Source organism: Nocardioides sp. GCM10030259 (assembly GCF_042666375.1).
In the GTDB taxonomy this organism is placed as follows: Bacteria; Actinomycetota; Actinomycetes; order Propionibacteriales; family Nocardioidaceae; genus Nocardioides.
In genome coordinates this window covers 137,686-156,930 of record NZ_JBHTDF010000008.1, presented here as the reverse complement: position 1 = coordinate 156,930, position 19,245 = coordinate 137,686, and the positions used below count along the sequence as shown (strand labels likewise).

At 70.5% G+C, this 19,245-nt stretch carries 19 protein-coding genes; 10 read left to right on the top strand and 9 right to left on the bottom strand.

Going from position 1 to position 19,245, the window contains the following annotated elements:
- Positions 1 to 19: 19 nt before the first annotated feature.
- Genes ACFQQI_RS09335 through ACFQQI_RS09320 form a run of 4 tightly spaced genes read right to left on the bottom strand, consistent with a single transcriptional unit; the run spans position 20 to position 3,805 of the window.
- Positions 20 to 1,045, bottom strand: coding sequence for a DctP family TRAP transporter solute-binding subunit (locus ACFQQI_RS09335; protein WP_378561361.1), 1,026 nt, complete (start codon positions 1,043 to 1,045; stop codon positions 20 to 22).
- The gene (locus ACFQQI_RS09330; RefSeq protein ID WP_378561358.1) at positions 1,045 to 1,965 is read right to left on the bottom strand and encodes a shikimate dehydrogenase; all 921 of its coding nucleotides are present in this window, start codon (positions 1,963 to 1,965) and stop codon (positions 1,045 to 1,047) included. Before ACFQQI_RS09330 ends, ACFQQI_RS09335 begins: the two co-directional genes overlap by 1 nt.
- Entirely contained in the window at positions 1,962 to 3,236 is a 1,275-nt protein-coding gene (locus ACFQQI_RS09325) for a TRAP transporter large permease (RefSeq protein WP_378561355.1), read from the bottom strand. The genes ACFQQI_RS09330 and ACFQQI_RS09325 overlap by 4 nt, the downstream gene beginning before the upstream one ends.
- Positions 3,233 to 3,805 (bottom strand): TRAP transporter small permease, encoded by a 573-nt coding sequence (locus ACFQQI_RS09320; RefSeq protein ID WP_378561352.1) that lies wholly within the window; start codon positions 3,803 to 3,805, stop codon positions 3,233 to 3,235. The genes ACFQQI_RS09325 and ACFQQI_RS09320 overlap by 4 nt, the downstream gene beginning before the upstream one ends.
- Before the next feature lie 78 nt (positions 3,806 to 3,883).
- Between ACFQQI_RS09320 and ACFQQI_RS09315 the strand changes: the two genes are divergently transcribed.
- Entirely contained in the window at positions 3,884 to 4,867 is a 984-nt protein-coding gene (locus ACFQQI_RS09315) for a LacI family DNA-binding transcriptional regulator (RefSeq protein ID WP_378561349.1), read from the top strand.
- 3 nt (positions 4,868 to 4,870) lie between these two features.
- Here ACFQQI_RS09315 and ACFQQI_RS09310 read toward each other — a convergent pair whose 3' ends face one another.
- On the bottom strand, positions 4,871 to 5,647 hold the full coding sequence (locus tag ACFQQI_RS09310) for an exodeoxyribonuclease III (protein ID WP_378561346.1): 777 nt from the start codon (positions 5,645 to 5,647) through the stop codon (positions 4,871 to 4,873).
- A 23-nt stretch (positions 5,648 to 5,670) separates the two neighbouring features.
- Between ACFQQI_RS09310 and ACFQQI_RS09305 the strand changes: the two genes are divergently transcribed.
- The 5 genes from ACFQQI_RS09305 to ACFQQI_RS09285 all read left to right on the top strand — a co-directional run bounded on the left by ACFQQI_RS09305 (position 5,671) and on the right by ACFQQI_RS09285 (position 10,330).
- Positions 5,671 to 6,717 (top strand): WD40/YVTN/BNR-like repeat-containing protein, encoded by a 1,047-nt coding sequence (locus ACFQQI_RS09305; protein ID WP_378561343.1) that lies wholly within the window; start codon positions 5,671 to 5,673, stop codon positions 6,715 to 6,717.
- A 108-nt stretch (positions 6,718 to 6,825) separates the two neighbouring features.
- Positions 6,826 to 7,680: an MOSC domain-containing protein gene (locus ACFQQI_RS09300; RefSeq protein ID WP_378561340.1), complete on the top strand. Its 855-nt coding sequence runs from the start codon at positions 6,826 to 6,828 to the stop codon at positions 7,678 to 7,680.
- Between the two features lie 39 nt (positions 7,681 to 7,719).
- Positions 7,720 to 8,796, top strand: a complete 1,077-nt coding sequence (ychF, locus tag ACFQQI_RS09295; RefSeq protein ID WP_378561337.1) for a redox-regulated ATPase YchF — start codon at positions 7,720 to 7,722, stop codon at positions 8,794 to 8,796.
- Positions 8,797 to 9,286: 490 nt separating this feature from the next.
- Positions 9,287 to 9,613 (top strand): STAS domain-containing protein, encoded by a 327-nt coding sequence (locus ACFQQI_RS09290; protein WP_378561334.1) that lies wholly within the window; start codon positions 9,287 to 9,289, stop codon positions 9,611 to 9,613.
- 264 nt (positions 9,614 to 9,877) lie between these two features.
- Entirely contained in the window at positions 9,878 to 10,330 is a 453-nt protein-coding gene (locus tag ACFQQI_RS09285) for a hypothetical protein (RefSeq protein ID WP_378561331.1), read from the top strand.
- A 100-nt stretch (positions 10,331 to 10,430) separates the two neighbouring features.
- Here ACFQQI_RS09285 and ACFQQI_RS09280 read toward each other — a convergent pair whose 3' ends face one another.
- Positions 10,431 to 11,399 carry an oxidoreductase gene (locus ACFQQI_RS09280; protein WP_378561328.1) on the bottom strand — a complete coding sequence of 323 codons (969 nt, stop codon included), beginning with the start codon at positions 11,397 to 11,399 and terminating at the stop codon, positions 10,431 to 10,433.
- A 95-nt stretch (positions 11,400 to 11,494) separates the two neighbouring features.
- Here ACFQQI_RS09280 and ACFQQI_RS09275 point away from each other — a divergent pair, with 95 nt between their 5' ends.
- Entirely contained in the window at positions 11,495 to 12,496 is a 1,002-nt protein-coding gene (locus tag ACFQQI_RS09275; RefSeq protein WP_378561325.1) for an AraC family transcriptional regulator ligand-binding domain-containing protein, read from the top strand.
- A 568-nt stretch (positions 12,497 to 13,064) separates the two neighbouring features.
- Positions 13,065 to 13,520 carry a hypothetical protein gene (locus tag ACFQQI_RS09270; RefSeq protein ID WP_378561322.1) on the top strand — a complete coding sequence of 152 codons (456 nt, stop codon included), beginning with the start codon at positions 13,065 to 13,067 and terminating at the stop codon, positions 13,518 to 13,520.
- A gap of 160 nt (positions 13,521 to 13,680) precedes the next feature.
- Here the strand turns inward: ACFQQI_RS09270 and ACFQQI_RS09265 are convergent, their stop codons facing one another.
- Together ACFQQI_RS09265 and ACFQQI_RS09260 are read right to left on the bottom strand one after the other, a co-directional pair.
- Positions 13,681 to 14,799 (bottom strand): tyrosine-type recombinase/integrase, encoded by a 1,119-nt coding sequence (locus tag ACFQQI_RS09265; protein ID WP_378561320.1) that lies wholly within the window; start codon positions 14,797 to 14,799, stop codon positions 13,681 to 13,683.
- Positions 14,800 to 14,857: 58 nt separating this feature from the next.
- Entirely contained in the window at positions 14,858 to 15,100 is a 243-nt protein-coding gene (locus ACFQQI_RS09260) for a helix-turn-helix transcriptional regulator (protein ID WP_378561317.1), read from the bottom strand.
- Positions 15,101 to 15,240: 140 nt separating this feature from the next.
- Between ACFQQI_RS09260 and ACFQQI_RS09255 the strand changes: the two genes are divergently transcribed.
- Entirely contained in the window at positions 15,241 to 15,882 is a 642-nt protein-coding gene (locus tag ACFQQI_RS09255) for a multiprotein-bridging factor 1 family protein (protein ID WP_378562292.1), read from the top strand.
- Here ACFQQI_RS09255 and mobF read toward each other — a convergent pair.
- Positions 15,841 to 18,516, bottom strand: coding sequence for a MobF family relaxase (mobF, locus tag ACFQQI_RS09250; protein WP_378561314.1), 2,676 nt, complete (start codon positions 18,514 to 18,516; stop codon positions 15,841 to 15,843). The two genes, ACFQQI_RS09255 and mobF, sit on opposite strands and share 42 nt — an antisense overlap.
- A gap of 237 nt (positions 18,517 to 18,753) precedes the next feature.
- On the opposite strand from mobF, the gene ACFQQI_RS09245 reads away from it, so the two are divergent.
- Entirely contained in the window at positions 18,754 to 19,092 is a 339-nt protein-coding gene (locus ACFQQI_RS09245) for a DUF3024 domain-containing protein (protein ID WP_378561311.1), read from the top strand.
- Positions 19,093 to 19,245: the final 153 nt, after the last annotated feature.

Below are 19,245 nucleotides of genomic sequence, written 5' to 3'. Positions count from 1 at the left end.
CCGCGTGCTCCGGCGAGGGTCACTGGGCCTCCCCGCGGATCGCGTCGTAGACGGCGAGCTGCTCCTCGTTGAAGTTCTCGCGGAGGTAGGCGTCGGCCTGGCTGCGGAACGCCTCGACGTCGACGTCCTCGACGACCTCCATGTCGCCGCTCTCCTTCCACTCGGCGAGCGTCGCCTCCTCGTCCTCGGCCACGCAGTCGGGGACTTGCTGCTCGGCCGCGTCGACGGCGGCGGTCAGGGCGTCCTGCTGCTCCGCATCGAGGCCGGACCACGAGTCGCCGCCGATGATCACCAGGTTGGAGTTCGCCTGGTGGTTGGACATCGAGATGTAGTCCTGGACGTCCTGGAGGCTGCTGGCCGCGATGTTGGTGATCGGGTTCTCCTGCCCGTCGACCGTGCCCTGCTGGAGCGCCAGGAAGAGCTCCTCGTAGGCGACCTCGGTCGCGTCGGCGCCGAGCGCCTCGGCGTTCATGAGGAACTGCGGGGAGTTCGGGAAGCGCATCCGCAGCCCGTCGAGGTCGCCCGGCTCCCGGATCGGGTCGTTGGCGGTGAACTGGCGCATGCCGGCCGACCACGCGCCCAGCGTGTGCACGCCGGTCTCGTCCTCGAAGCCCTGGAGCACCTCGTCGGAGGCGTCGCCGTCGAAGAAGCGGGCGAGGTGCTCGCTGTCGTCGAAGGCGTACGCCGCGTCGAGCACCGCCACGGGCTCGTAGACCGCGCCGAGCGCGGACGCGCCCTGGATGTCCATGTCGATGTCGCCGGACACCACCGACGCGATCCGGTCGGCGTCCGCCCCGAGCTGGCTGGCCGGGAAGATCTCGACCGTCAGCCCGACGTCGGCGTTCGCGACCTCGTCCGCGATCACCTGGGCGCCGCAGCGGTGCTGCGGCTGGTCCTCGGTGTAGCTGTGGGCGAGCTGGAGGGTGACGTCCCCTCCGGACTCCTCGCCACCGCCGCCCTCCTCGTCGTCGCCGCAGGCGGCCAGGGCCAGGGGAAGTGCGAGCAGGCTTGCCGCGAGTCCCGTCCTGAGATTGCGCTGTGCCATCAGCCTTTCCTTTCTCCAGTGTCGCGAGTTGTGTCCCCCGACGTCTTCTTCTCCGCGGCCACGAGCTCGTCGAAGTCGCGCTGCATCGCGGCGCGATCGGCCGGCCGGCCGGTGATCAGCTCGAACGCATCGGCCGCCTGGTGCACCGCCATCCCGGCGCCGGCCAGGACGGTGCAGCCCGCGGCGCGCGCGGCGCCGAGGAGTGTCGTGTCCAGCGGGCGGTAGACGATGTCGGCGACCCAGAGCCCGGGTCGCAGGAGGTCGGTGGCGACCGGCGTGCCGGGGTGGGCGGCCATGCCCACGGGGGTCGCGTTGACCAGTCCGGCGGCCCCGCGGACCGCGTCCGCCACGCCGTCGCGGGTCGCGGCGACGAGGTCGAGCTCGATCGGCGTACGTCGCATCGTGTCGGCGAGCGCCTGCGCCCGGGAGGTGTCGGGGTCGACGACGGCCAGGCGGCGTGCGCCGAGATCGGCCAGGGCATGCGCCACGGCCGTGCCGGCCCCGCCGGCGCCGAGCAGCACCACGCGGTCCCGGTCGACGTCGGGCAGCCCGTCGGCGAAGGAGCGCCGGAAGCCGGTGACGTCCGTGTTGTGGCCGATGGTGCGGCCGTCCCGGATCAGCACCGTGTTGAGGGCGCCGATGGCGGTCGCGCCCGGTGCCAGCTCGTCGACCAGCGGCACCATGGCCTGCTTGACGGGGTGGGTGACGTTGAGCCCGTCGAACCCGAGCGCCCGCGCACCCGCCAGGAGCACCTCGAGCCGGCGCGGCTCGACCCGGCCGTCGGGCAGCTCGATGACCTTGTAGACGTAGCGGAGTCCCTGTCGCGCGGCCTCGCGCTCGTGCATCTCCGGGGTGAGCGAGGGGCCGACCCCGTGCCCGATCAGGCCGGTGAGCCAGGAGCGCTGTCCGGGCGCGCTCACAGTCCGAGCCTCTCGGGCAGGTAGAGGATCGCGTCGGGCCAGAAGATGATCGCGAGGCACAGCAGCGAGAGGGGCACGAGGAAGGGCAGCGAGCCCCAGAAGACCTCGGACATCCGCGCCCTCGCGATCGCCTGCAGGACGAAGATGACCGTGCCCACGGGCGGGGTCAGCAGGCCGATCATCTGCGACACGATCATCAGCACGCCGAGCGCGATCGGGTCGACGTCGTACAGCAGCGCGACCGGCAGCAGGATCGGGACGGTGAGCGTCAGCACGGCGATGGCGTCGAGCGCGGTGCCGAGCACCATCGAGAGCAGGAAGACCAGCAGCAGGAAGACGGTCGGGTTGCTCGTGAGCCCGAGCATCCACTCCGAGATCTCCTGGGGGACCCGCTCGCGGGCGAGCACGTAGCCGAGCAGGTTGGCCGAGGCGACGATCAGCATGATGCTGCCCGTGGTCAGCGTCGCCTCGACGAGGACCTTCGGCAGGTCCCGCACGTGCAGGGTGCGGTAGGCGAAGCCGAGCAGCAGCATGTAGAGCGCGCCGACGGCGGCGGCCTCGGTGGGCGTGACGATGCCGCCGAGGATGCCGCCGAGGATGATCACCGGGGCGCCGAGCGGGGCGAGCACCCGGCGACCGGTGATGCCGACCCGCCGCCAGCTGAACTCGGTCCGCTCGAGGTTCGGCATCCGTCGTACCCACAGGAAGACGACCAGGCACAGGCCGACGGCCATGAGCAGGGCGGGTACGACGGAGGCGGCGAAGAGCGCCCCCGTCGACACGCCCGCCAGGCCCGCGTAGATGACGGCCGGGATGCTGGGCGGCATCACCGGCGCGATCAGTGCGCTGGAGCCCACGACGCCGAGCGCGAACGGTCGCGGGTAGCCGGCTCGCAGCATCGCCGGGATCTCCACCTTGCCGAGTGCTGCGGCGTCGGCCACGGCCGAGCCGCTCATCCAGGAGAACCCGAGGCTGACGCCCACGCTGACGTAGCCGAGGCTGCCGCGGACCCGGCCGAGCAGCGCGAGCGCGAAGTCGAAGAGCCGGTCGGCGATGCCCGCCTGGTTGGCGATGGAGCCGAGCAGGACGAAGAGCGGCACGGCGAGCAGCGGGAAGCTCGCGGTCGAGTTGGCCACCAGGCGCAGCGCCAGCCCGACGGACTGGTCGTTGGTCATCATGTAGACCAGGCAGGGCCCGAAGAACGCGAACGCGACGGGGACGCGGATCACCAGCAGCGCGGTGATCAGGAGTCCGAGGACGAGGATGCTCATTCGGTGCGCATCTCCCGCTCGAGGATGTCGTCGTACGTCGGCTCGGGCACGCCCAGAACGGCGTACTGCCCGGCGGCGACGAGTGATCGCAGGACCACGCTGACGAAGCCGATCAGCGAGATGGCGTAGAGCCACGACATCGGCATCCGCAGGCCCGGCGACTTCAGCATGTCCTGGGTCTGGACGAGCTCCCACGCCTCGGCGCACAGGCCCACGCCGATCAGCGCCACGATGAGGCAGGAGACGACCCGCACGACCCGGCGCAGCAGGTCGCCCGGCACCATGTCGATCATCTCGATGGAGATGTGGGAGTCGGTGGTGACGAGCACGCCGGCCACCACGAACGTCAGCCAGACCAGGCAGAACCGGGCGAGCTCGCCGGTCCACGGCCACCCGTCGATCGGGAGGTACCGCTGGGCCGCCTGGAGCAGAACCAGTCCGAAGATCAGCAGCAGCGCGGCGACCCCGATCGACAGCTCGATGGCGGTGAGGACGCGCACGACGCGGCGCAGCCAGGCCGGCAGGTGCCGCTCCGGTGGGTCCGCGGTGGTTGGCGTGTTGACCGTCACAGCGGCAGAAAGTACGGAGGCGCGGCAACTGACGGCAAGGGGTTGCCAACTTGTTGCCAGCTCGGCTTTCCTGTGCCCGTGGCCGGACCCACCATCTACGACGTCGCGACCGCCGCCGGCGTCGCCACCTCGACCGTCTCGCGCGCGTTCAGCAACCCGGGCCGGGTCTCCGTGGCGACGCGCGACCGGGTCCTCGCCGTGGCGACCGAGCTCGGGTACCGGCCCAACCCGCACGCACGGGCGCTGCTGTCCGGCCGGCACCACACGGTCGCGATGGTCGTCTCCGACATCACCAACCCCCACTACTTCGAGCTGATCCGGGGCGCCGAGATGCGGGCCCGGGTCTCGGAGTACACGCTGCTGCTCGTCAACGCCGAGGAGTCACCGCGGGTCGAGTGGGAGCAGATCCAGCGCCTGTCCCCGGCCGTCGACGGCTTCGTGCTCGCGGCGAGCCGGCTGCCGGACGAGAACCTCCAGCAGGTCGCAGCCCAACGGCCCGTCGTACTGATGAGCCGCGAGCTGGCCGGGCTCACCAGCGTGGTGCTCGACCACGGCGAGGGCTGCCGTCAGATCGTGGCCCACCTCGCCTCGCTCGGCCACCGCGAGCTGGTCTACCTCGCCGGCCCGCCCAACTCCTGGATGGCCCACTCGCGGTGGAGCGCGCTGCGCAGCGCCGCGCGGCAGGAGGGGATGGCGGCGCGCCGGGCGGGGCCGTTCACGCCCAAGGTCGCGCAGGGCGGGGCCGCGGCCGACGCCGCGGTGAACGACGGCGCCACGGCGATCGTCGCCCACAACGACCTGCTCGCGATCGGTGTCATGCAGCGCCTGGCCCGGCGCGGGGTCCGGGTGCCGGAGGACGTGAGCGTGGTCGGCTTCGACGACATCTTCGCCGCCGACGTATGCACGCCGCGATTGACCACGCTCGGCGGCGCCCACGTGGACGTCGGCCGCGCCGCGGTCGAGCTGCTGCTGACCGCTGAGTCGCGCGGCCCCGAGGACGCCCCGCGGATCGCGCTGCCCACCCAGCTGGTGCTGCGCGACTCGACGGGGCAGCGGGGCTAGCCGTCAGTCGAGGTCGACGATCACCGGGGCGTGGTCGGACGCGCCCTGGCCGGCGCGCTCCTCGCGGTCGACGAAGCCACCGGTGACGCGGGCGGCGAACGGGGCGGAGCCGAGGACGAAGTCGATGCGCATGCCGCGGTTGCGCTCGAAGCGCTGCCGGTAGTAGTCCCAATAGGTGTAGGTGTCGGGCTCCGGTGCGTGCGGACGGACGACGTCGACGTACCCGTCGTCGAGGAACGCCTGGAACGCCGCGCGCTCGGGCGGGGTCACGTGCGTCGACTTCGCGAACTGTGCGATGTCGAAGACGTCGTCGTCGGTCGGGGCGATGTTCCAGTCGCCGACGAGCGCGGTGGGCTGGTCGCGCCACTCGGACGCCGCCTCGTGCAGCCGCGCCAGCCAGTCGAGCTTGTAGACGTAGTGCGGGTCGTCGGGCTTGCGGCCGTTGGGCACGTAGAGCGACCAGATGCGTACGCCGCCGCAGGTCGCGCCGATCGCGCGCGACTCGGGCTCCGCGGGTTCGCCCCAGCCCGGCTGCCCCGGGAACCCGCTCTCGACGTCCTCGAGCCCGACCCGGCTGATGATCGCGACGCCGTTCCACTGGTTGACGCCCGCCGCCGCGACGTCGTACCCCCGCGCCTGGAGGCCCATCAGCGGCAGCTGGTCCTCGCGCGCCTTCGTCTCCTGGACCGCCAGCACGTCGACCTCGTGTCGGTCGAGGAACGCCTCGACGCGGTCGATGCGGGAGCGAAGTGAGTTGACGTTCCACGTGGCGATGCGCACGACGCACACCCTAGATTGCGAGGATGCGAAAGACTCTCGGGATCCTGGCCATCGCCGCGCTCGCGGCCCCACTAGCCGCCACCGCGGCTCCGACCTCCGCTGCGCCCGACCGCGCGCCCCGGCTGTCCTGGCACCACGTCGACGTCGACACCGACCAGCAGCTCCGCGGCCTCGACGCCGTGGACGCCGACACCGCGTGGGTCGGCGGCAGCGGCGGCGGCGTCTGGCGCACCAGGGACGGCGGCGAGACGTGGGACGACGTCTCGCCGAAGGGCGCGAAGGGCCTGCTCTTCCGCGACATCGAGGCCGAGGACCACCGCACCGCGCTGGCCATGAGCATCGGCGAGGGCCGCGACAGCCGGATCTACCGGACCACCAACGGCGGGCGGACCTGGCAGAAGGCCTTCGTCAACAAGGACGAGTCGGCGTTCTACGACTGCATGGCGATGTACGACGACGGCCGGCGCGGCCTGGCGATGAGCGACCCGGTCGACGGGAAGTTCCGGATCCTGCGCACCCGCGACGCCGGTGAGACCTGGAAGGTCGTCGACCCGGCCGGCATGCCCGCCGCGGTCGAGGGCGAGTTCGGGTTCGCGGCGAGCGGCACCTGCCTCGTCACGAGCGGCAAGCGCGCCTACCTCGCGTCGGGCGGGGGAGCCGCGCGCATCTTCGTCAGCTCCGACTTCGGCAAGACCTGGACCGTGCGCGAGTCGACCATCGCTCCGTCCGCGGCGGGCGGCGTCTTCTCGATGGCGTACGACGGGAAGCGCGGCGTCGCGGTCGGCGGCGACTTCGAGCAGGAGGACGTCGGCACCGACGCCGCGGCGTACTCCCGCAACCGCGGCAACACGTGGAAGAACGCCGGCGACCTCGGTGGCTACCGCTCCGGCGTGACGTGGTGGCGCCGGGACACGGCCATCGCCGTCGGGCCGTCGGGCAGCGACGTGAGCAGGGACGGCGGGAAGACGTGGAAGACCTTCTCGACGCTCGACCTCGACGCCGTGCAGTGCGTGGGCGGCGCCTGCTGGGCCAGCGGCAAGGACGGCGGCGTGGTCACGCTCCAGCACTGAGGCAGCCGCCACATCGGGATAGTCCGGCACGTTCTGGCCGGCAGGGATCGCTCACGGGGCGGCCAGAACGTGCCGGACTATCCCAAGGGGCCGCCTATCCTGCTCCCCGTGCCCCGGCTCTCCGCGATCAATCGCTTCCCCGTCAAGTCCTGCCGCGGCGAGGCCGTGGAGTCCGCGGTCGTCGAGCCGTGGGGGCTGGCCGGCGACCGGCGCTGGATGCTCGTGGACGAGGAGGGCGTCTTCATCACCGCCCGCGAGGTCAACCGGCTGGTCCTCGTCACGCCCGAGCTGACGGCGACCGGGCTGCGTTGCACCGCGCCGGACCTCCCGCCGCTGGAGGTCCGGACCCCCGACCCCGCGACGCAGGTCCCGGTCCGGATCTGGTCGTCCGACCTCACGGCGGCCGCGGTCGGCCCGGAGGCCGACGCGTGGTTCAGCAAGGCGATCGGGAGCACGGCCCGGCTGGTGCACCTCGACGACCCGACGCGCCGGCCGACCAGCCCGACGTTCAGCTTGCCCGGCGACCGGGTGGCGTTCGCCGACGGATACCCGCTGCTGCTGACCACCGAGGAGTCGCTCGCCGCGCTGAACGACGAGGTGCTGGCCGCCTCGGAAACCGGACGCGAGCCGCTGCCGATGACCCGGTTCCGGCCCAGCGTCGTGGTCGCGGGCTTCGAGCCGTGGGCGGAGGACGACTGGCGACGCATCCGCATCGGCGACGCCGTGTTCCGCGCGGTCAAGGGGTGCGCCCGCTGCGTGCTCACCACGGTCGACCCCGACACCGCGGAGCGGGAGAAGGAGCCGATCCGGTCCCTGGCGCGGATCCGGCGCTGGGACGGCGCGGTGTGGTTCGGGATCAACCTGGTGCCCGACACCCCGGGGGCGACGATCCGGGTCGGCGACGAGGTCGAGGTGCTCGAGGACGTGTCGCCCGGTGCCGGGCCGATCCGGCCCACCCGCTGATTCGGGCCGCTCCTCCGCCGCGCCGTAGACTCGCCGCCCGTGGCACTCACCATCGGCATCGTCGGACTCCCCAACGCGGGCAAGTCCACCCTCTTCAACGCGCTGACCAAGAACGACGTACTCGCGGCGAACTACCCGTTCGCCACCATCGAGCCCAACGTCGGCGTGGTGGGTGTCCCGGACGACCGGCTGCCGCAGCTGGCCGAGATCTTCGGCTCGGCGCGGATGCTGCCCGCGACCGTCGAGTTCGTCGACATCGCCGGCATCGTCCGCGGCGCGTCCGAGGGTGAGGGCCTGGGCAACAAGTTCCTCGCGCACATCCGCGAGTCGGCGGCGATCTGCCAGGTGACGCGCGTCTTCCGCGACGAGGACGTCACCCACGTCGACGGCGAGGTCAACCCCGCCAACGACATCTCCACGATCCAGACCGAGCTGATCCTCGCCGACCTGCAGACGGTGGAGAAGGCGATCCCGCGGCTGGAGAAGGAGGCGCGCGGCAAGAAGGAGCTGGCCGCCAACCTCGCCGCCGCCAAGGAGGCGCTCGCCGCCCTGGAGGCCGGTACGCCGATCATCGCGACCAAGATCGACCGGGCCCTGATCCGTGAGCTGTCGCTGCTGACCTCCAAGCCCTTCATCTACGTCTTCAACTGCGACGCCGACGAGCTCACCGACGAGCCGCTCAAGGACAAGATGCGCGCCCTCGTCGCGCCGTCCGAGGCGATCTTCCTCGACGCGAAGTTCGAGGCCGAGCTCGTCGAGCTGGGCGACGACGACGAGGCGCGCGAGATGCTGCACGAGATGGGCGTCGACGAGCCCGGCCTCGAGGTGCTCGCCCGGGTCGGCTTCGACACCCTCGGCCTGCAGACCTACCTCACGGCCGGCCCCAAGGAGACCCGGGCCTGGACGATCCCGAAGGGCGCCACCGCCCCGGAGGCCGCCGGCGTGATCCACACCGACTTCCAGCGCGGCTTCATCAAGGCCGAGATCGTCTCCTTCGCCGACCTGGTCGAGCTCGGCTCGATGGCCAAGGCCAAGGAGGCCGGCAAGGTCCGCATGGAGGGCAAGGACTACGTCATGCAGGACGGCGACGTCGTGGAGTTCCGCTTCAACGTGTGAATCGACGCGTTTGTGCAGGTCAGAGGGGGTGTGACCCCTCCCAGTCCGCACACAGTCCGCAAGAATTTCAGCACTATGGGCTGATCGAGGCTGGTTCGAAGCCGGCTGCTGGGCCGAGATCGGCCCTGGTCGATGCTCCACGGGCGGGTGACCCCATCGCGGCGGTTGCGTGCGAGTCCAGAGGGATGCTGATCGCGGCAGGTCCGGTTGGATCGGGTGCAACTCGGCAAACACATCGTTCGCAAGGGTGCTCGTCGAGACCCAGGCGCTCGGGACCATCGACGAGCGGAGTACGCCGAGTACTCGCCCAAGTACCAGGCGATCGCCGACCCAGTCCGTGCGGCCCGAAGGGCGCAGGCAAGGGATGCGTCGATGAAGCGCGAGAACGCGGCCTACGCATGGACGAAGGTCGCCCGCTCGACATCCGAAACGCGCGAGAACGTGCTTCTGCTGATGGGTCGTTCCGGCCCGGCGGACCTACGCTGTCTGCGTGGAAGAGAAGCCCTACGCCTCGGCGTACGACGCCAGCCAGCACGTGCTCTATGTGACCGGCTCGGTGGACGAGATCGCCGGAGCGGTGTTCCGGGAGGACCTGGTCAAGCACACCGAGCAGCACACGAAGCCGCTCACCGTCGACCTCTCCGGGGTCGAGTTCTTCCCGAGCCTCGCCGTCGGCGTGCTGGCCATCGCGATGCGGCAGAGCCTGGAGGCCGACGCCGAGATCGAGGTGCGGGCCCGCGAGGGTGGCATTGCCGCGCGCGTCCTGACGATCTGCGCGCTGCCCTACACCGAGCTGCCCGCGACCGACCGGGCCTAGACGAAGGGGCCTCAAGGCTGCCGCGACACAGCTCGAGGCGCACGAAACCGCGTGCCGACCACCTGTGCGCGACCTCATCGGCGCCACCGACGCCTGCACTCCGGCCAGGTCGCACTCATCGACTGCTCCGCGCGTCCGGCTCGCGCCGGACAGACGCGCGATGCACGCCGGGTGGTCCCAGCGGGCCGGGTCGGGTCTGCCGTCGCAGCGCGCGGAGCTCCTACTCTGGCGTCACAGTCCCTCGCATCACAGTGGTTCTCCGCCATGACCAGCACGACCGCCGGCATGATCGGCCTCCGCCTTGCTCACCCCGCTCTGAGCGGGTTGGTCGGCTTGTTCGTGTGGGCCGCAGCCACCGCCTTCGCCCATCCCGACCTCGCCGAGCCCGGAGAAGAGGGGCTCACCCTGGGCAACTGGGTCACGCTCGTGATGATCGCGCTGTTCGGGTACCTCATCGCCTGCGCGATCGGCACGTGGGGTTGGTCCGGGTCGTCTCGACGATGCGCAGCGGTGGCGGTGTCGCTGTCGGTCGCGTCACTGGTCGTGGTCATCGCGCCGTGGTCTGGATGGCCCAACATCTTCGGTGCGACGGCGTTGGGGTTGGCTGCCGAACGCCGTCGCCGAGCCGGCAGGCTGACCCCGGGGAGCTTGCTTGCGGGCGTCCTGGGCGCGGGCGCGTTCACCGCCGCCACCGTCTGGTCCGCCTTCTTCCCGTAGCCGCAGCGGTGAGATCGGCGACAGCGGCGCCCGATATGGCCCGGTGCTCAAGAGCAGGTGTTGGTAGACCAGACGGATAGACGCGGTTTGGGAGTGGGCGTCATTCGGTGGGTACACCGGTGGCGCGCCGGATCACGGTGTCGAAGGCGCGGTCGGGCAGGACGTCGTGCATGAGGATCAGCGGCTTGGCTCCGAAGCCAACGGCGTATCGGGTCCTGGGCTTGCGGGCCTGGACCGCCTTGCGGATGGTCCGGCCGATGAGGTCGGGCGGTGACGAGCGCTTCTGGGTCGAGTCGGCGGTGAGCGAGCTGGCGACGGCGTTGCCCTGTGGGGCGTAGGGCCCGTTCGACGAAACGGCGCGCACCTTCTCTGCGGCGATGCCCGACCACTCGGTCCTGATGCCTCCTGGCTCGATGATGATGACGTCGATATCGAACGGCTTGAGCTCCATCCGCAGGCAGTCGCTGAGGGCTTCGAGCGCGAACTTGGTGGCGTGGTACCAGCCGCCGAGCGGGGTGTGGATCTTGCCGCCCATCGAGGTGATGTTGACGATCTTGCCGGATCGCTGAGCGCGCATGTGCGGGAGGACGAGCTGGGTGAGCCGTGCCGCGCCGAAGACGTTGACGTCGAACTGGTAGCGAGCCTCCTCCATGGGCACGTCCTCGAGGGCGCCGTAGGAGCCGTAGCCGGCGTTGTTGACCAGGACGTCGATGCGCCCGGTCTCGGCGATGATCTGGTCAACTCCGGTGATGAGGCTGGTGTCGTCGGTGACGTCCATCCCGAGGGGGTGGATCCCGGCGGCTTTGAGGTGCTCCATCCGCTCGACGCGGCGGGCGGCGGCGTAGACGGTGTAGCCGGCCGCGGCGAGCTCGAGTGCGGTAGCTTCGCCGATGCCGGATGAGGCCCCGGTGACGAGTGCGGTCTGTGTGATGGTCATGATGGTGCCTTCCGGTCTGTTGTCCTGCGATCGACGGATCTCGATTGCGGGAGGGGCAGGTTTTCGCTGCTCGGCTGTCTCGACGCTACGAGCGGGAGGGGCTTGGTTCACTAGCGTCGAGCGCCGTTCCACTTGCAGTTCCCGCCACGGAGCGTGTGTCGCCAACGGCAAGTGGGTTGGCGTCCCGGGCAAGGGCTTCGCCGGTTGTGTGTCCGTACGATGGCGCCATGGCAGGCGACCGCTTCGACCTCGAGCCGAGCATGAAGGCATTGCTGCGCGACCTCGGACTCTCGACGGTCCGAGTGCTGCGGCGCGCCCAGCTGCCAGCCGACCTGTTCACGCATCGCCCGCTCGAGCTCACCGTCGAGGAGTACTACCGATTCTGGGATGCAGTCGACGCCGAGGCGGTCGGAGCCGGCCGGCCCGACGTGGCGGTCGACATCGGCCATGCGATCTCCCCCGAGATGTTCTCGCCCCCGATCTTCGCGGCGCTCTGTAGCCCGACCTTGCAGACGGCCGCCACCCGGATCGCAGCCCACAAGCCGCTCGTCGGCCCGCTGCGGGTCGACATCGACACCGATAACGTCGGTCGGCTCGCCATCACCTTCCGTTGGCCGCCCGGCGCGAGCCCGCCCGGACTGCTGGCCACTGCTGAGCTCACGTTTTGGGTCGCGCTCGCCAGGATAGGGACCCGTGAGCCGGTCAGGCCTGTCCGGGTGACCGCCCCGGACGGGATCCGCAGAACGGCAGCGCTGCGGGACTACCTCGGCGTGCCGGTCAGCAAAGGGGCCGACCTCTCCCTGACCTTCAATGCCGTCGACGCCGCACGCAGGTTCCTGACCGAGAACGACCAGATGTGGCGGTTCTTCGCGCCCGAGCTGCGCCGCCGCCTGCACAACCTGCAGGCCGACGTCACCGTCGCCGACCGTGTTCGCGCCGCGTTGCTGGAGGCACTTCCGGCCGGAGATCCCTCTATCGACTCGGTGACCGGAAGCTTGGCCGTCAGCGCCCGGACACTCCAGCGACAGCTGAAAGCCGAAGGCACGACGTTCCAGGCAGTGCTCGCCGATACCCGTGAGTCTCTTGCCCGCCACTACCTGCAGACCGGCGATCTGCGAACGCCCGAGATCGCCTACCTGCTCGGCTACGAGGACACCAACTCGTTCTACCGCGCCTTCAAGTCCTGGACGGGAGCAACCCCAGATTCCCTGCGAATGGCCTCGGCCTGATCCCTTCCCACCGCCCGACCCAGGCGCAGCATCGCGGCACCTGACCCGCCAACAAGACGCGCTCTGATGCGTCGTCGGGGGAGGCATGCTCATCGCCTGCCGTTCGCATGCGCCGGTTGGCGGCGGTAGGACGCGTGAATCGGCGTGCTTGCCGTTGCGCGGTGCCGCCTACTGTGATGCGGCCTGCCGCCTCTACGATCCACGGCGGCCCATACGATCAGCCAGTGACCGCTGACCCGGAGCAGGACACCCGTGCACAACTCCAAGATGTCTGGCCCCGCATTGTCGCGATGCACGCGCGCAGCGCTGTGCGGTGGCAATGCGATCCGACGAGCAGACAGGCCGCCGACGACCGAGCGCTCCACCCTGAGGGCCCCTCGCACGTCATCCGTCTAAGTCTGCTGATTGGAGTCGACTGCCTTGGTCACGCAGTGCGCAGCATGCTCGACCGGGGCCCCGCGTTGTTCGCGTTCGCGCCACAACTCCGAACAGCTCTCGTCGGTGGCGCTCAGGGTGTCTGGCTACAGCTCCCCCTGATCAGGCAACTCGACTTGAGCGAGCGGAACGGATGGCCCGCACATCCTGGGGCTATCGCCTGAAGTGGCTGAATGACTGGGCAGCAGCCACAGAGGATCCTGGCGACCGCGGGCGGCTCCAGAAGGACTTGGCTCACACGTTGGAGAGGACCGAGTCGCTGAAGCGCGCCAAGCATCTTGGCATGGAATCGATGCTTGCTGAGGCCGTTGGGCATGCCTTCGCAGAGCCCGCGAACCCTCCGCTCATCCCGCCCGACGTGGTTGTCCGCGCAAAGGCCGTCTATCGGACGACCTCGTCCGTGGCGCATGCCCTCCCCTGGGAGATGACCGCGAGGCCCTACCAGGACGTGCTGTCGGTGGGTGGCGGTGTGAAGACGACCGCAACCCACGCCTCATTGGCTGAGCACGCCGACGGCATCTTCATCTCGCTGCAACTCTTGGAGACCGGCTTTCGGCTGCTCGACGAGCATTCGTCGCCCTCGGGGTAACGATCTGGACGAGCGTCAGCGACCGCACGCCTCCACCTCGCAGGTCATCGTCTGGGATCGATTCGTGCCGATCGACGGGCGTCATTCTGGGCTTTGACCGTCGTGGGTTCATGAACCAGGGGCGACGCTCAGCGAAGTGCAGGTGCGAGCCGGGTGCGGCTCACTCGCCCGTGTTCGCTGCCAACTCGGTAACGGTCAGGCGGGGGGCGAGCGCCGCGGACATGATCGTTTCCGCTGCCTTCCTCGTGCGGTCCTCGGCGGTCGGCCACAGGTGGGCGTAGGTGTTGAGGGTCGTGGTCGCCTTCGCATGTCCGAGCGACCGCTGGACGGTCACCACGTCGCACCCTGCCGCGATCAGGCCGGAGGCGTAGAAGTGCCGAAGGTCGTGGAGCTTGATGCCGGAGAGGCCGGCGTCGCCCAGCGCCTTGCGCCACCAGTAGCCAACCGTGTTCTGGTGCGGTGGGTCGTCACCCTCGCCGGCGAACAGCCACCGATGCTCACCGCTGGTGCCGTGGACGGTGACGTGCTTGGCGAGCACGTTGACGAGGCTCTCGGCAAGGTAGACGGTGCGCTCCGAGCCGTATTTCGGAGCTCGTACGTCAATCGCCCCGCCGGTGACGCGCTGGACCTGGCGGGAGACCTTGAGCGACTTGCGAAGGAAGTCGACGTCGCCGAGCTGAACGCCGGCGGCTTCGCCGAGTCGAAGACCGGCGAAGGCGCAGAGCGCGATGAACGGCTGGAATCGTTCGTCGGCCCCGGCAATGAGCTGCCCGACCTCCTCGGGCGTGGGGATCGACATCGCCACGTCCGCGCGTCGGCCACGGGGGAGGCGTACGCCGTCGGTGGGGTCGGAGCCGATCACTCTGTCCGTCACCGCCGCGCGGAAGACCGATCTCACGTTGACGTACCGGGTCTTGATCGTGCCGGGGGCGAGGCCGGCGGCGTCCATCTGCTTGATCCAGGTCTCGATTTCCGAGCGCCGGACCCGCTTCATCGGCTTGCCCGCGAATGGCACCGATCTCGCCGCCAGCGACATGGCGAGCACGGTGCCGGGGGCCCAGACCTGGCGGGCCGACCACTCGCCGAAGAACGCCGCGAACGTGATCTGTCCGGCCTTGGGATCGGCGTACGTTCCGGTGACCACGGCCGACGTGACCTGATCCAGCCACTGCTGGGCGTCGATCTTGCGATCGAAGTGCCGCGAGTGCTCCTTGCCGGCCTCGTCGCGGTACCGCGCCCGCCATTTGCCGTTGGCTCGCTTGGCGATGCTTCCTGCCATGGAGATGCTCCTTCCGGGATCGCTCCATCGTCTCTCTGTGATCCGACAGCGACGGATGTCAGCGGTGGTTCCGTGGGCGGTTGGTCTGCTCGGCGAGCCAGAGGATGAGGTCGGCTCGCCAGTAGCGGACGTGGCGGCCGATCTTGAAGCTGCGCGGTCCGGCGCCGAGGTGGCGCCAGTAGCGCAGGGTTCCTTCGGGGACGCGGAGGAAGCGGCAGGCTTCCTGGAGGGTGAGCATCTCGTCCCTGGCGTTCCTGGCCGTGCGGTCGTGCTCGTCGGGGTTGATCGGCGATGCGGTCATGGTGGTGCTCCTCGATGATTCGACACGGGTAGTCGCGGGCCGGCGGGTCCGGCCTCATCGAGGAGGTGCGCAGGCCCTGCCAATCGATGATCGGCGATCGACTCCGATCGATGATCGGCGATCATGGTCGGGTGGAGTCGATGACGGTGATCGAGTCCGCCCGCCGATCGGCGGGTCTGTCCCAGCGCCGGCTGGCGCAACTGGCGAGGACACAGCAGTCGTCGATCTCGGAGTACGAGTCGCGGCGCAAGTCACCGACGCTGGACGTGGTCGAGCGTCTCCTTGCGGCTGCGGGCGCGGAGCTCGCGGTGAAGCCATCCGTGAGGTTCGGCCGCCGCGAGGACCCGGAGGCGGGGTGGTTCCCGGTGCCAGATCGGCTCTGGCCTGTCCCGGTGCCCGCGTGCTTCTCCCGGGTCCACGTCTTCTACTTCCGCGCGATCACCGGCTACGACGTCTGGGATCTGTCCGACCCGGAGCAGCGCAGCGAGTTCTACGAGCTGGCGCTGTGTCACGGCGTGGAGGAGCTGCTGCTCGAGACCGTCGACGCCGCCCTGCTGGTCGAGGCCTGGCCGAGCATGAACCTCCCGGACGCGGTCCGGGACGCATGGCAGCCGCTGGTCGACGCGGCGCAGGGAACTGCCAATGGGGAGGGTCCGCCGCGCGACCCCGGCGGCGTCAGCGCCCGGCTCGCCGCCGAGATGGACATGACTTGGCCGGTGCCCGTCAAGGCCCGACCCGGCTCAGATGCTGGGGACGCTGGGGACGCCACCGGGAGCCGGTGACGGCGCGCGTGGTGGCTCCGGAGCCAGCCGCGGTCCACCCTGCGGACGGAGCTGAGGTCCGTACAGGTTGATCGCGTCGATGGCCTGGCCGCGCGCGTGCTCGGGGCCGAGGTCCGCGAGGTCGCGGCCGAAGACCTCGGTCCACTGCTGCCGGGCGTCGTCGATGTTCTCGGCGACCAGGTGGGCGATGTTGGACTGCCGGCCGCGGGTCATCGCGACGTACGCCGCCGCGGCGCCCGTGGTGTCGCTGATGGAGACATGCGCGGAGTCGACGGTCTCGCCCTGGGCGCCGTGAACGGTGGTGGAGTACGCGAGCTCGACGAACCGGACCGCGTACGCCGGGGGGACATCCCGATCACGCCCGCGACCGCACCCGTATCTGTCCGGGAGGAGGGTTAGGTGGCCGTCGTCGCCGATGCCGGTGACGGTCCAGGTCTGCCGGTTCGTGACCCCGAGGTCGGGATTGTTGCGACGGGTGGCGACCCGGTCCCCGATCCCGATCCGCTCGCCCCGGGCGGTGGTCAGCATGCGCCCATCCGAGTCACCGTCGCACCGGCGGCGGTCGCGGACGGCGGCGTTGAGGGCGGCGACCTCCTCGCGGGTGTCGGCGATGACGAGGTCGCCGGTCGCGCCCGCTTCGGCCAGCGCGGCGCTGCGCTCGACCTCGGTGGGGTGGATGACGAGCTCTCCTCGGCGGCGAAGGGCCTCGAAGACACCGGCGGGGTCGTCCCCGGTGCGCATCTGCAGGCTGAGGTCGGCGTAGGCGGGGTCGGAGAACCGGTGCACCATCTCCAGGGACACCACCGCGGTCGAGTGGGCCCACGCGAGGGCGCGGTCCAGGACGCCGCCACGCCCGACGGCCGGGAGCTGGTGCCGATCGCCGACGAGCACGACCCGTGCCCCGGCCTCGTCGGCGACGGCCAGGAGGGCGAGGGCGGTGTCCTGGTCGAGCATCCCCGCCTCGTCGACCACCAGGGCGTCGCCGCGGCGTAGCTGCGCCGCCGGTACCGGTGCGGTGTCGGGGCTCCGGTTCCAGTGGCCCTCGTCGTCCCACCGCCAGCCGTGTTGGTGGATCAGCCACGCGACCGAATGCCCGTCCGCGCCGGTCTCGGCAGCGGCGACCTCGGCCGCCTTCAACGTCGGTGTAACCACCATCAGCCGGTGTCCCTGCCTGGTCAGCAGTGATCGTGCCGACCTCAACGCGGTGGTCTTGCCCGCGCCGGCCGCGCCCTCCACGACCACCAGCTGTCCGTCGCCGGCCAGCGTCCCGACCACCGCGGCCTGGCCGGGGTCGATCCGCACCAGCCCCCGGCCCTGGAGTCGGAGCCGGCGGGCGGGTTGTTCGGCGCGGGCGGCGAGGCGGTGCACGAGGTCGGACTCCACCTCGATGACCCGCGGTGAGGTCAGTGACCGGACGTGCTCGGGCACATCGGGTGAGGCCACCAGCCGGACACAACGGCCGGCGGCGCGGGCGGTGATGTCCTCGGCCAGCTCGACCCGCGCGGCGGGCTCGGCGACCAGGTTGGCCTGGGCCAGCAGCACCTCGACCTTGCCGCGGATGTCGGCGGTGTTCCACGCCGACCGCTGCGCCTCGAGCTGGGAGATCACCCAGTCCGCCGCGGCGTCGCGGTCGATCCAGCCCACCGGCGTCGCCTTGAGCGCCGCCGGTGCGGCTGGGTCGCGGTAGCCCAGCGCCCGGAGCTCGTCGTTCCACCGCTCGACCAGCTCGGCGCCGTTGGTCGGTACGACCTTGTCGGGTCGGGCCTCGGCCCACGCCCGGCGGTCCCACGCCTCCCGGAGGCTCGGTCCGGGCTCCTCGCCGGGATGCTCGCGCCGCCATTGAGCTTCATAGCGGTCGATGTTGCGGCCGATCTGTGCAGCCCGGGCGCTGAACGCCCCCGCGTACGGCGCGAGCTCGAGGATCTCCCCGGTCTCCGGGTCGAGGGTGTACCCGTGCTCGGCGAGCACGGCACGGAACTCCGGGTCGGTCATCACGGCGGCGTGGCCGATGCCGTTGATCGCCCCGATCATGTCGCGCACACCGACCGAGTGCAGTCCCCGCCAGGCCCTGGCCGCGAACACGCGGGCGTTGATCTGCATGTGGAGATGGCGGTGCGGGTCACCGGCGCGCGAGGTGTGATGCCGGATCACCGCCGCCTCGACCCGCTCCACCGGCACCTGTACCTGCCGGCCCCGCGGCCCGACCCGGGTGGTCGCGTGGCCGGCGATCCAGCCGACGATCTCTTCCGCGGCCCGGTCCTGGGCGGCATCGAGCGCCGCGGAGATCTCCGGGTGCAGCGCGGCGGCCAGGGACCAGGTCTTCGGGCCGTTCACGACGACCTCGACGAACCGCAGGCCGTGCTCGTCGGTCCGCAGCCGACCCTTCGGCTTCCCGGTGTCGACGTCGATCCCGGCGACCCACCGCTCGTAGGTGTCGCCGGTCATCGGGCCGGCATCCTCGATCCCGTCGGGCGTTGCCACGAACCGCTGCGCGACGCCGGTGCCCTCGCCGAGGTAGTAGTCATCCGCACGCGACCGATCCCGCTCTACATAGGCGCGCGCAGCCTTCGCGGCGCCGCGATAGAACTTCACCCCACCGTGCACCCCGACCCCCTCCACGACGACCGTCGACAACCAACGAACGCTTAGAAATGACTCGTGGGCCGCCCAACCATGGGCGACCCATCTACGTCCCTTCGTAGCATGCGTGCCGCCTGAGAGGGAGAGGAGAAGGCGGCAGGAGGGGAGGAATCGGGGGAGGATTTTGGGGGCCGGTGGGGGTCAACGGTTGTCGGTGGAAGAGGGGGTGCTGGGAAGGGAAGGTGGGGGCGTGGTGGCGGTGGCGGTGAGGCTTGTCTGATGATGGCGCCCATGGCTGTCCCGGAGACCGACCTCGCGCGCATTCGGCGGTTCTGCGAGAAGCAGGTCCCACCCGAACTGCGGGACCAGTTGCGGGTGGAGCACCGCGTGCGCGGTCGGACCGTCACGATCGTCGAGCACCGGCCGCCGTGGAATCCGGAGTTCGGCCCCGAGTGGACCGACACTCCGCAGGCTCGGATGAAGTACGACGAGCAGACCAAGGGCTGGACCCTGTACTGGTTCGACCGGAACTCCCGAGCACATGCCTACGACCTGCTCGAGCCGGATCAGCCGATCGAGCGGTTGCTCGCTGAGTACGACGACGACCCGACCTGCATCTTCAAGGGCTGACCCGGACTGTTCTTCCAGGCGACCATGAGGCGATCGCGGCCACGCGCTCATCGACCTAGGTTTGCGGGAGTCGATCAGCCCGGCGGTGGCCAACGACGCCCGATAACCCCGGTCGGGTCTGCTGCACGAACTGGTGACAGTTCCGGTTAGGCC

Excerpts from the sequence above, each read along its gene's own strand:
- ACFQQI_RS09335 (WP_378561361.1), bottom strand. The coding sequence starts at position 1,045 with ATGGCACAGCGCAATCTCAGGACGGGACTCGCGGCAAGCCTGCTCGCA.
- ACFQQI_RS09325 (WP_378561355.1), bottom strand. The coding sequence starts at position 3,236 with ATGAGCATCCTCGTCCTCGGACTCCTGATCACCGCGCTGCTGGTGATC.
- ACFQQI_RS09305 (WP_378561343.1), top strand. The coding sequence starts at position 5,671 with ATGCGAAAGACTCTCGGGATCCTGGCCATCGCCGCGCTCGCGGCCCCA.
- ACFQQI_RS09285 (WP_378561331.1), top strand. The coding sequence starts at position 9,878 with ATGACCAGCACGACCGCCGGCATGATCGGCCTCCGCCTTGCTCACCCC.
- ACFQQI_RS09275 (WP_378561325.1), top strand. The coding sequence starts at position 11,495 with ATGGCAGGCGACCGCTTCGACCTCGAGCCGAGCATGAAGGCATTGCTG.
- ACFQQI_RS09270 (WP_378561322.1), top strand. The coding sequence starts at position 13,065 with ATGGCCCGCACATCCTGGGGCTATCGCCTGAAGTGGCTGAATGACTGG.
- ACFQQI_RS09265 (WP_378561320.1), bottom strand. The coding sequence starts at position 14,799 with ATGGCAGGAAGCATCGCCAAGCGAGCCAACGGCAAATGGCGGGCGCGG.
- ACFQQI_RS09260 (WP_378561317.1), bottom strand. The coding sequence starts at position 15,100 with ATGACCGCATCGCCGATCAACCCCGACGAGCACGACCGCACGGCCAGG.
- ACFQQI_RS09255 (WP_378562292.1), top strand. The coding sequence starts at position 15,241 with ATGACGGTGATCGAGTCCGCCCGCCGATCGGCGGGTCTGTCCCAGCGC.
- ACFQQI_RS09245 (WP_378561311.1), top strand. The coding sequence starts at position 18,754 with ATGGCTGTCCCGGAGACCGACCTCGCGCGCATTCGGCGGTTCTGCGAG.